This is a genomic window from Bradyrhizobium manausense, assembly GCF_001440035.1.
GTDB lineage: Bacteria > Pseudomonadota > Alphaproteobacteria > Rhizobiales > Xanthobacteraceae > Bradyrhizobium > Bradyrhizobium manausense.
Map to the genome: position 1 here is coordinate 111655 of NZ_LJYG01000108.1, position 11045 is coordinate 122699.

General features: G+C 63.7%; 10 protein-coding genes and 1 pseudogene. 7 read left to right on the forward strand and 4 right to left on the reverse strand.

The features are described from left to right. The 3 genes and pseudogenes from AOQ71_RS48850 to AOQ71_RS30585 all read left to right on the forward strand — a co-directional run. Window positions 1-110 (forward strand): annotated as a pseudogene (locus tag AOQ71_RS48850) (dolichol-phosphate mannosyltransferase); the annotation flags it as partial. Further along, window positions 107-445 carry a lipid-A-disaccharide synthase N-terminal domain-containing protein gene (locus tag AOQ71_RS30580; RefSeq protein ID WP_027557997.1) on the forward strand — a complete coding sequence of 113 codons (339 nt, stop codon included), beginning with the start codon at window positions 107-109 and terminating at the stop codon, window positions 443-445. The pseudogene AOQ71_RS48850 and the gene AOQ71_RS30580, both read left to right, overlap by 4 nt. Window positions 446-522: 77 nt before the next feature. Further along, the gene (locus AOQ71_RS30585) at window positions 523-921 is read left to right on the forward strand and encodes a DUF3592 domain-containing protein (protein ID WP_162268428.1); all 399 of its coding nucleotides are present in this window, start codon (window positions 523-525) and stop codon (window positions 919-921) included. Here the strand turns inward: AOQ71_RS30585 and AOQ71_RS30590 are convergent. Together AOQ71_RS30590 and metC are read right to left on the reverse strand one after the other, a co-directional pair. Beyond that, on the reverse strand, window positions 895-2583 hold the full coding sequence (locus tag AOQ71_RS30590) for a Na/Pi cotransporter family protein (RefSeq protein ID WP_057754880.1): 1689 nt from the start codon (window positions 2581-2583) through the stop codon (window positions 895-897). The genes AOQ71_RS30585 and AOQ71_RS30590 overlap by 27 nt on opposite strands. A gap of 156 nt (window positions 2584-2739) precedes the next feature. Then, complete coding sequence (gene metC / locus AOQ71_RS30595; RefSeq protein ID WP_057754883.1) at window positions 2740-3924, reverse strand: cystathionine beta-lyase; 1185 nt, start codon at window positions 3922-3924, stop codon at window positions 2740-2742. Window positions 3925-4295: 371 nt separating this feature from the next. On the opposite strand from metC, the gene AOQ71_RS30600 reads away from it, so the two are divergent. The 4 genes from AOQ71_RS30600 to AOQ71_RS30615 are packed head-to-tail and all read left to right on the forward strand — an operon-like array spanning window position 4296 to window position 8807. Continuing rightward, the gene (locus AOQ71_RS30600; protein ID WP_057756632.1) at window positions 4296-5312 is read left to right on the forward strand and encodes an amino acid ABC transporter substrate-binding protein; all 1017 of its coding nucleotides are present in this window, start codon (window positions 4296-4298) and stop codon (window positions 5310-5312) included. A gap of 23 nt (window positions 5313-5335) precedes the next feature. Further along, complete coding sequence (locus AOQ71_RS30605; protein ID WP_057754886.1) at window positions 5336-6541, forward strand: amino acid ABC transporter permease; 1206 nt, start codon at window positions 5336-5338, stop codon at window positions 6539-6541. Further along, window positions 6538-8058, forward strand: coding sequence for an amino acid ABC transporter permease (locus tag AOQ71_RS30610; RefSeq protein ID WP_057754889.1), 1521 nt, complete (start codon window positions 6538-6540; stop codon window positions 8056-8058). The genes AOQ71_RS30605 and AOQ71_RS30610 overlap by 4 nt, the downstream gene beginning before the upstream one ends. Window positions 8059-8069: 11 nt before the next feature. Further along, window positions 8070-8807 carry an amino acid ABC transporter ATP-binding protein gene (locus AOQ71_RS30615; RefSeq protein WP_057756634.1) on the forward strand — a complete coding sequence of 246 codons (738 nt, stop codon included), beginning with the start codon at window positions 8070-8072 and terminating at the stop codon, window positions 8805-8807. 28 nt (window positions 8808-8835) lie between these two features. Here the strand turns inward: AOQ71_RS30615 and AOQ71_RS30620 are convergent, their stop codons facing one another. After that, window positions 8836-9870, reverse strand: a complete 1035-nt coding sequence (locus AOQ71_RS30620) for a cysteine synthase A (protein WP_057754892.1) — start codon at window positions 9868-9870, stop codon at window positions 8836-8838. A 97-nt stretch (window positions 9871-9967) separates the two neighbouring features. Next, window positions 9968-11045 (reverse strand): SAM-dependent methyltransferase (locus AOQ71_RS30625; protein ID WP_245317264.1); only part of this gene is annotated, 1078 nt, incomplete at its 5' end.

An 11045-nucleotide genomic window follows, 5' to 3' on the forward strand; every position in this document is an offset into this window, starting at 1 on the left:
ATTACGGCTTCTTCGACCGGCTGTGGATCGGGATCATGGATCTCGCCGGCGTGTGGTGGTTGATCCGCCGTAAGAAGCCGACGCCGGAAGTAACTGAGGTGAACGCATGATCATCCAATACGGCCAGGCGTTGAGCAATTATCTCTACGACGTCTTCGTCGCCAAGTTCGATTTCTGGCTGGCGTTCGGCCTGGTTGCGCAGCTGTTCTTCACCGCGCGTTTCCTGGTGCAGTGGATCGCGAGCGAGCGCGCCGGCAACAGCGTGGTGCCGATGGCGTTCTGGTTCTGCTCGATGGGCGGCGGCCTGATGACGCTGGTCTACGGCGTCGTCAAACGTGAGCCCGTCATCATCCTCGGACAGGCGCTGGCGACAATCATCTACGTCCGCAACATCATGCTGATCATCAAGAACCGCGGCCGCGCGTCGAAGACGCTGGATCGCTGATTCAGGGCTCGCGTCGACATGCAAATCTCCGGATCGGCATGGGCAAAATCCCGCTAGTTCTGTTCCTGTTGGTCCTCTTGGTCGGCCTGACCTTGCTCGGGCGCGGCCTTTTCGATCTGGGCGACACGATCGCTTTTCTTGCCAGGGCCGAGCAGACCGAAGCGCGCTTCGTCGGTGCCGTCGCACGAAGCGGTGGAAACCACGGCGGCACATTTCTCTATCCGACCTTTCAATTCACCGCACGCGACGGCCGCGTGATGACGTTCACCTCCCCATCCGGATCGACCGCACAGCCCAATGCCGATGGCGAGCCGGTCAGGATCGCCTACGATCCGCGGCGCCCCGGCGATGCGCGCCTGTTGTCGTTCCTGACGTTGTGGATCGCCCCGACGCTGCTTTGCGCAGCGGGGCTGTTGCTGTCGGGCGGTGCCGTGCTGGTGCGCGCAGCCCTAGCGCGGCAGCGCCGTCGCGCCTGAGGCGGGCAGGGCCGATGTCTCCGCCTCGGAGCGGCGATAGGGCTCGCCTGCCGCATCCAGCACAGGATAGGCGACCGAGCAGATATGCGAGTGGATGCGCCGGAGATCGCGCAGCACGTCCAGGTGCAGCGATGTGGTCTCGATCGTCTCGGGCCGGCCCTCGCGCAGGCGGTCGAGATGTCGCTCGACGGCGGCGAGCTCGGTGTTCTTCAGCGCGGTCTTTTCCACCAGCAGCTTGCGGGCCTCGTTGGCATCGCCCGACATGAACACGCCGAAGGCGATCCGCAGCGAATCCATCGTGCGCTTGTGGAAGGCGGCGAGCTCGTCCGCGCCCTCCGGCGAGAACTGGAAGCGCCGCTTGATCTTCTTGGTGGCGAGCTCGCTCAGGTTCTTGTCGATGATATCGCCGATATGTTCGAGGTTGATGGCGAAGGAGATGATCTCCATCGCACGCCGTCCTTCGCTCTCGTCGAGGCTGCCGCGGGTCAGCTTGGTGACGTAGAGCTTGACGGCCTCGTCGAGGCCGTCGACGATGTTGTCCATCTTGGAGACCTGCTCGACCAGCGAACGGTCGCCCGTCATCATCGCGGCCATCACCTTGCGCAACATGGTCTCGACCAGATCGCCCATGCGCAGGGTTTCGCGTGCGGCGTCCGCAAGCGCCAGTGACGGTGTCTCCAGCGCGGTCTCATCGAGATAGCGCGGTCGGCCGGGATCGGTTTCCTGCACGCGATCGGGCAGCAGCCGGGTGAGCAGACGCGACAGGGTATCGAGCAGGCCGACGAAGAGGATGGCCGTGCCGACATTGAACGCGACATGGAAGGCGGCCGTCATCCGGGCAAGGTCCGGCTGCCAGGCGTGGATGTGATCCGCGATCGTGCCCAGGAAGGGCAGGACCAGTGCGATACCGACCACGCGGTTGACGAGATTGCCGACCGGCAGGCGGTAGCTCGCGGGGGCGTCGCGCTTGGTGCCTTCGAACACGGGATTGATGGCGCTGCCAAGATTGGCGCCAAGCACCAAAGCGAGAGCCGCATACGGCGTGATGAACTGCGAATAGGCCAGCGACATGATCAGCAGCACGCTGGCGACGCTCGAATGCACCAGCCAGGTGAGGAGGGCGGCAATCACGATGCAAAGGACGGGATCACCCGTGATCGCCGTCATCACGACCCGCATGCCGGGCGCATTCTCCGCCGGCGCCAGCGTGTCGAGCAGGATGTGCAGCGACAGCAGCATCAAGCCGAGGCCGATGCAGACGCGGCCGATGTCCTTGATCCGCGAGCGCGGGCCCGCGCGGAAGGCGACGAGGCCGAGCACGAATAGCACGGGCGCAACGGCGGCGATGTTGAACGACAGCACCTGCACGATCAGGGTTGTGCCGACATTGGCCCCGAGCATGATGGCAAGCGCAGCGACGAGGCTCAGCAGACCCTCGGCGGCGAAAGAGCTGGTGAGCAGGGCCGTTGCCGTGCTGCTTTGGAGCAGCGCGGTGAGGCCAAGGCCGGCGGCGAAGGCGCTGAAGCGGTTGCCGAGGGCCTTGCCGAGCAGATGCCTGAGGTCAGGACCGAACGCACGCAAAATCCCGCTGTGGACCATATGCAGGCCCCACAGCAACAGCGCCACGCCACCCATCAGATCGAGCAGAACCAACGTACCCATTCTCCGTGTCCGGACCTGGAGTCGAAGGGGTCAGGCTAACGCCAAACGTCGGCGGATCAACCCCTTGTTGGCTCGTCGGCGTCAACGTCCGGTGCTCCTGCACGTTCTCGCGGCGCGCATTGGCGCGTCCGCAGGCGGAATGGCGCGTGAGCAGGCTCACATCGCCGCTTTGAGGGCAGCGAAGCCGCGGTCGAGATCGGCCTTGAGGTCGTCGACGCTCTCGAGCCCGATGTGGAGTCGCAGCGTCGGGCCGCCCGGCGCCCATTTGGTCGCGGTGCGGTAGGCATCGCAATCGAAGGGAATCGCCAGGCTTTCGAAACCGCCCCAGGAAAAACCCATGCCGAACAGCTTGAGCGTGTTCAGCATGGTGTCGACGGCCTTTTGCGGCGCGGGCTTCAGCACGATGCTGAACAGGCCGGAGGCGCCGGTGAAGTCGCGCTTCCAGATCGCATGGCCCGGATCGGTCTCGAGCCCCGGATGCAGCACGCGCGCGACTTCGGGCCGGCCAGCGAGCCAGCGCGCCATCTCCAGCCCTGAACGGTGATGCTGCGCGAGCCGCACCGACAGCGTGCGCAGGCCGCGCAGTGCGAGGAAGACATCATCGGGGCCGGCGCAGACGCCGAGCAGGCGGATGCCTTCGGCTATCTGCGGCCAGGCCCTGGCATTGGCCGAGATCGTGCCGAACATGATGTCGGAATGGCCGCCGATATATTTGGTGGCCGCCTGCATGGAGATGTCGACGCCCTGTTCGAGGGAGCGGTGATAGAGCGGCGTCGCCCAAGTGTTGTCGTCGATGACGAGCGCGTCACGCCCATGCGCGACGTCGGCGATGGCGCGGATGTCAGGCATCTCGAAGGATTGCGAGCCTGGCGCCTCGACCAGCACGGCGCGGGTATTGGGCTTGAACAGCTTCTCGACGCCGGCGCCGATCAGCGGATCAAAATAGGTTGTCTGGACGCCGTAACGGGCGAGCATGCCGTTGCAGAAATTGCGTGAGGGCCGATAGATGTTGTCAACAACGAGGATGTGATCGCCGGTCTTCAGCACCGAGAGCAGGGTGGTGGAGATCGCCGACAGGCCCGACGGCACGATGCCGACGCCGGCGCATTGCGGTCCCTCCAGAGCCATCAGCGTGTCCTGGAACGCCCTGGTGGTCGGGGTGCCGTGGCGGCCATAGGTGAACTCGCCGCGGTGGGCATGCAGGTCCTCGGCGGTCGGATAGAGCACGGTCGAGCCGTGGAATACGGGCGGATTGACGAACCCCTTCTGCGCCTTGGTGTCGCGGCCGGAGGTGACCAGGCGGGTTTCGGCGTGCTGCTCTGCGGGGTGCGAGGAATCCATGCGTCTGCTTTCAAAAAAGCGTTTCCGCCGGGCGCGGACCGCACGGCCGGGGCGGCCTCGGGGCCGCGATCGTTAATAACAGAACACAGAAGAGTCCCGTCAACCCCTTGACCCGGCTCGCCAGTCGTTCTGTGATGCGCAGGTGCTATTCAGTCGCCGCATGTTGAGGGGCCTGCCGCGACCTTCGATCCATCGTCTGACCGGACCTTGCGCCACAGCCACAGCGGCGGGCGCCGGCGGCGAGGATTAAGGTATGGCTCCCTGGGATGGGGCGGGTGTTCGGCAAGGTTTTCCAGCATGACTCTTGCAAGGCGCGTCCTTGCAGGGATTCCGTTCCCGACCTTGAGATGACTTTGAAAGGCTTTAAGCCCATGAAACGTGTAACCCTGGCTCTCTCTCTTGCTCTCGCCGCCGGCCTCTCAGCCCAAGCTGCCGACGCGCAAACGCTCAAGACCATCAAGGACCGGGGCACATTGTCCTGCGGCGTCAGCCAGGGCCTGCCCGGTTTCTCCTCGCCCGACGACAAGGGCAACTGGACCGGCATTGACGTCGACGTTTGCCGCGCGATCGCCGCCGCGGTCTTCAATGATCCGACCAAGGTCAAGTTCGTGTCGCTGTCTGCCAAGGACCGCTTCACGGCGCTCCAATCCGGCGAGATCGACGTGCTGTCGCGCAACACCACCTGGACGATATCGCGCGACACCTCGCTCGGCGCCAATTTCACCGGCGTGACTTATTATGACGGGCAGGGCTTCATGGTGAAGAAGTCGCTCAAGGTGAATTCAGCGCTGGAGCTCAACAGCGCCTCCGTCTGCGTCCAGACCGGCACCACCACCGAGCTGAACCTCGCCGATTACTTCAAAGCCAACAACATGAAGTACGAGGTGATCGCGTTCGGCACGATCGACGAAGCGGTCAAGGCCTACGAGTCGGGGCGCTGCGACGTCTTCACCGACGATTCATCCGGACTCTATGCCACCCGCCTGAAGCTGACGAGTCCCGCCGATCACGTTGTGCTGCCGGAGATCATTTCCAAGGAGCCGCTGGGTCCGATGGTGCGTCACGGTGATGATCAGTGGTTCGACATCGTGAAATGGACGCTGTTTGCGATGGTCACGGCCGAGGAGCTCGGCATCACCCAGAAGAACGTCGACGAGATGGTGAAATCCGACAAGCCTGAGCTGAAGCGGGTGCTCGGTACCGACGGCAATCTCGGCGAACAGCTTGGCCTTACCAAGGATTGGGTGATCCGGATCGTCAAGGCGGTCGGCAATTACGGCGAGTCGTTCGATCGCAATGTCGGCGCCGGCTCGCCGCTCAAGATCGCGCGCGGCGTCAACGCCCTCTGGACCAAGGGCGGCCTGCAATACGCGCCGCCGATCCGCTGATCGGCAAAGCGAAGGCTGCGCCGATGGGCGTCGAGGCCCGGAAACCGCCACCGCAGATCGCGCTGAAGGTCCGGCGCGCGCTTGGTGGCAAGGCAGGCTGGAACGGCGTCGCCGTCCAGCTTGTCTTTGGCGCGATCCTGGCATGGATGGCCTATGAGATCATATCCAATGCCCGCACCAACCTGGAAACCCAGCACATTGCCGCGGGCTTCGGGTTCCTGCAAAACAGCGCCAGCTTCGACGTCAACCAGACCCTGATTTCCTATTCGGCGTCAGATACCTATTTCCGCGTGTTCCTGGTCGGCGTGCTGAACACGCTGCTGGTCTCGGTGATCGGCATCTTCTTTGCCACCGTGATCGGTTTCGTCGTGGCGCTCTGCCGTCTGTCACCCAACTGGCTGCTGTCGCGCGTCGGCGGCCTCTATGTCGAGGCGATCCGAAACCTGCCGCTGCTGTTCCAGATCCTGTTCTGGTATCTCGCCGTGCTCGCGGCGCTGCCGTCGCCGCGGCAAAGCGTGTCGGTCCTCGGCGCCTTCTTTCTCAACAATCGTGGCGTGATCGTGCCGTCGGCGCTGGGGCAGCCTGGCCTCGTTCCGTTCCTTGCCGCGCTGGCGCTCGGCCTTGTCGCCTCGCTGGCGTTGCGCAGCTACGCGAAGAGGGCGCTGTTTGGTCAGGGCCGCGTGATCCGGATCTGGCCATACGTACTGATTTTGCTTGTTGGATTACCGCTCGCGACGATCCTTGCCTTCGGTCCGCCCGTCACGTTCGAACTGCCGCAACTCAAGGGATTCAATTTCGCCGGCGGCACGCGGATCATTCCGGAACTCGTGGCCCTGACGGTAGGACTGTCGACCTATACGGCCGCCTTCATCGCCGAGATCGTGCGCGCGGGCATCCTTTCGGTCCACAAGGGGCAGATGGAGGCGGGCTCCTCGCTGGGCCTTAGCCGAGGCGCGACCTTGCGGCTGATCGTGGTGCCGCAGGCCATGCGCGTGATCGTGCCGCCGCTCACCAACCAGTACCTCAACCTGACCAAGAACTCGTCACTTGCGGTCGCGATCGGTTATCCCGATCTCGTCTCGGTGTTCGCCGGCACGGCATTGAGCCAGACCGGACAGGCAATCGAGATCATCGCCATGACGATGGGCGTGTATCTGCTCACCTCGCTCGTCACCAGCGCCATCATGAGCGTCTATGGCTGGCGCATCAGTCGGAGCCTGGGTGCATGACCGATATCATGGCGTCGTCCTATGTCCGACAGGACCTGGTTGCCGAGCGCCCGGCGCCGGTGAAGACCACCGGCTTTGTCGGCTTCGTCCGCACGCGCCTGTTGAACTCGCCGACCAATATCCTGCTGACGATCCTCGGCCTGTTGCTGATTTGGTACATCGTTGTTCCAAGCTTCAAGTTCCTGCTGGTCGATGCGGTCTGGAGCGGCAAGGACCGCACGGCCTGCCTTGCCGAGAATGTCGGTCATCCGGTCGGCGCCTGCTGGCCCTTTATCCAGGCCAAGTCCACGCAGCTTATCTACGGCTTCTATCCCGAGGCCGAACGCTGGCGGGTCACCCTGACCTTCGCGCTCGGCGCTGTGCTGCTTCTGCCGCTGCTGATTCCGCGGCTGCCGGCCAAGAGCGTGAATGCCGGACTGTTCTTCTTTGCCTTTCCCGCCGTTGCTTTCTTCCTGCTACATGGCGGCGGCATCACCGGCTTCGGCGTGAGCTGGGTTGCAGGCCTGCTGCAACTGTTCGCCGACAGCATCAGCGGAGCCGGTGCGGTTGTGGTCGGCCTGAGCAAGACCTCGGCCGCCGGCCCGCTGCTCTGGGCGATCGGCAGCGTCATCGCGCTGATCGGCACGTTGCTGCATTGGGTGATCTTTCCACTGACCTGGCTACGCGACCAGATGCAGGCGGCAGGACAGGGGCCCTGGCTCGACTTCCTGATCACGGCCGTGGTCGTCTCGGTGATCCTGTTCGTGCTCGGTGGCGGCGCGCGGGCCGGATTGCGGCCGTTGATCACAAGCCTCGCCACCTTCGCCGGAATTGCCGCGGTGATCAAGCTGATGGGGCTCGATCACGGCGGCTTGCCGATCGTCGATACGCGGCTGTGGGGCGGGCTGCTGGTGACCCTGGTGATCGCCATTACCGGCATCGTGGCGTCCCTGCCGATCGGCGTCGCGCTCGCGCTCGGCCGGCGCTCGACCATTCCCCTGATTCGGATCTTCTCGATCACCTATATCGAGTTCTGGCGCGGGGTGCCGCTGATCACGGTGCTGTTCTTCGCGACCTACATGCTGCCCTTGTTCCTGCCGGGCAACTTCACCGTCGACGGGCTGGTGCGCGCGCTGATCGGCGTTTCCCTGTTCACAGGCGCCTATCAGGCCGAGAACCTGCGCGGCGGTCTGGCAGCGGTGCCGCGCGGGCAGGGCGAGGCGGCCTCCGCGCTCGGCCTGTCCTGGTGGAAGACCACATCGCTGATCGTGCTGCCGCAGGCGCTGCGCCACGTCATTCCCGCCATCGTCAACAGCTTCATCTCGCTGTTCAAGGACACCTCGCTGGTGTCGATCGTCGCGCTGTTCGATCTGCTCGGCTCGCTGCGCGCCTCATTCGCCGATCCGGTCTGGACCACGCCATCGACCGCGTTCACCGGCTTTGCCTTCGTCGGCATCATCTACTTCATCTTCTGCTTTGGAATCTCGCGCTACTCGCTCTTCGTCGAGCACCGCCTCAACGCCCACCGCCGCAATTGATCGAGGCCACCATGTCCGACCCCATCGTCAAGATTTCCGGCCTGAACAAATGGTACGGCGAGTTTCACGTGCTCCGCGACATCGATCTCGACGTCACCAAGGGCGAGCGCATCGTCATCTGCGGCCCCTCGGGCTCGGGCAAGTCGACCTTGATCCGCTGCATCAACGCGCTCGAGGAGTTCCAGGAGGGCGAGATCGTCGTCGACGGCATCGAGCTCGGGCCGAACCTCAAGCATGTTGACGCGGTGCGCCGCGAGGTCGGCATGGTGTTCCAGAGCTTTAACCTGTTTCCGCATCTCACCGTGCTCGACAATTGCACGCTGGCGCCGATCTGGGTCCGCAACATTCCCAAGAAGGATGCCGAAGCCACCGCGATGAAGTTCCTGGAGCGGGTCAAGATCCCGCACCAGGCCAACAAGTTTCCCGGCCAGATGTCCGGCGGCCAGCAGCAGCGCGTCGCCATCGCGCGCGCGCTGACCATGAACCCGAAGGTGATGCTGTTCGACGAGCCCACCTCGGCGCTCGATCCCGAAATGGTCAAGGAGGTGCTCGACACCATGGTCGACCTCGCCGAGGAAGGGATGACCATGCTGGTCGTCACCCACGAGATGGGCTTTGCCAAGGAAGTCGCCAACCGCGTGGTGTTCATGGACGCCGGCCAGATCATCGAGGCCAACACGCCGAACGAATTCTTCGCCGCGCCCCAACACGCCCGCACCAAGCTGTTCCTGAGCCAGATCCTGCGCTGAGCTAGGCAGCTGGAGCCGACCGCTCGAGCTAGACGAACGGCAGCTTGATGTTGCTGCGCTTCTCCAGCCATTCCGGCACGGGCAGGTTCTTGGCCCGCATGAAGTCGGCATTGAACAGCTTCGACTGATAGCGGCTGCCGGAATCGCAGAGAATGGTGACGATGGTCTTGCCTGGTCCGAGCTGCTTGGCGAGCCGCATCGCGCCGACAATGTTGATGCCGGTTGAGCCGCCGAGGCACAGGCCTTCGTGCTGCAGCAGCTCGTAGATCACACTCACAGCTTCCGCATCCGGAATGAGAAAGGCGTCATCGACCCTGGCGCTCTCGACGATCGCGGTTTTGCGGCCGAGCCCGATGCCTTCCGTGATGGAGTCGCCGGGCGTCGCCTTGGCTTCGCCGGTCCTGAAATATTCGAACATGCCGGCGCCGTGCGGATCGGCGCAGGCAATCCGGATGTCCTTGTTCTTTTCTTTCAGAAAACGGCTGACGCCGGCGAGCGTGCCGCCGCTGCCGACCGAACAGACGAAGCCGTCGATCTTGCCGCCGGTCTGCGCCCAGATCTCGGGACCGGTCGAGTCGTAATGCGCCTTGGCATTGTCGAGGTTGTTCCACTGGTCGGCGAACAGCACGCCGTTCGGCTCGGTCTTGCGCAGCTCGTCGGCAAGACGGCGGCCGACATGCTGGTAATTGTTCGGATTGGAGTAGGGCAGCGCCGGCGATTCCAGCAGCTCGGCACCGCACAGCTTCAGAAAATCCTTCTTCTCCTGGCTCTGCGTCTCCGGGATCACGATCAGCGTACGATAGCCCCGCGCGCTCGCGACCACCGCGAGCCCAATGCCGGTGTTGCCGGCGGTTGCTTCCACCACGAGGCCGCCCGGCTTCAGCTCGCCGCGCTTCTCAGCCTCCAGGATCATCCATTTGCCGGCGCGGTCCTTGACCGACTGGCCGGGATTCATGAACTCGGCCTTGCCGAGAATGGTGCAGCCGGTCAGTTCGGACGCGCGCTTGAGCTTGATCAGCGGGGTGTTGCCGATGGCTTCGACAACGTCGTTTTTGATGGTCATGTCAGGCAATTACCGGCTGGGGGCGAGAAAGTCGTCAGAGCCTAAAGTAGGGTCGCCAGCCATACAAGGACCCCTTGCAAGGCAAGGGCCTTAACTCTTATTGCTGCTTTGCGAAGATGACCTGCCGGACGTCGATATTGCCGGACAGGAATCCGGCCTCGCAATAGGCGAGATAATACTCCCACAGCCGCCGGAACCGGTCGTCGAAGCCGAGGGGAGCGAGAGCCGGCCATGCCGCACGGAAATTATTCCGCCAGGTGGCGAGCGTCTTGGCATAATCTTGCCCGAAGATGCGCTCACGGATGACGGGTATGCTGAACCTGTCCCCGAGCGATTTCAGCACGGCAGGCGAGGGCAGCATGCCGCCTGGAAAAACATAGCGCTGGATGAAATCGACCTCGCGTCGGTAGCCCTGGAAGAGCCGGTCCTGGATCGTGATGGCCTGGATGCCTGCCAATCCACCCGGCAGCAGGCGGTCGCGCAGCTGGGCGAAATAGCGCGGCCAGAATTGCTCGCCGACCGCCTCGATCATCTCGATGGAGGCAATCCGGTCGTAGCGATCGCGCTCGTCGCGATAATCCTGCAACCGGATCTCGACTTGTTCGGCAAGCCCTGCTTCGTGGATGCGCTTCTGCGCAAAATCGCGCTGCTCGGTCGAGATGGTCAGGCCGACGACGCGCGCGCCAAAGGTCTTGGCGGCGAATTCGGCAAAGCCACCCCAGCCGCAGCCGATCTCGAGCAGCTTCTGGCCGGGCTTCAGGTCGAGTGCCTCGGCGAGGCGGCGGTATTTGTTGGTTTGGGCTGCCGTGAGATCGGTGGTCGAGCCTTCGAACAGCGCCGACGAATAGGTCATGCTCGGATCGAGCCAGGCCGAGTAGAACGCATTGCCGATGTCGTAATGGGCGTGGATGTTGCGCCTCGCCTGGCGGCGCGTGTTGCGGTTGAACCAGTGCTGCACCATCTGCACGAACCGCATCAGCGGTTTGTCGCGCAGCATGGCCTGGATCAGGTCATGGTTGACGCAGAACAGGTACAGAAACTGCGTGAGATCAGGCGTGTCCCAATCGCCGGCGAGATAGGCTTCGGCAATGCCGATGTCGCCGCCGTTGATCAGGCGCGATGCGAAGCCGTAATTGTGCAGCCGCATCGCGGCATTCGGACCCGGCTCGTGTCCG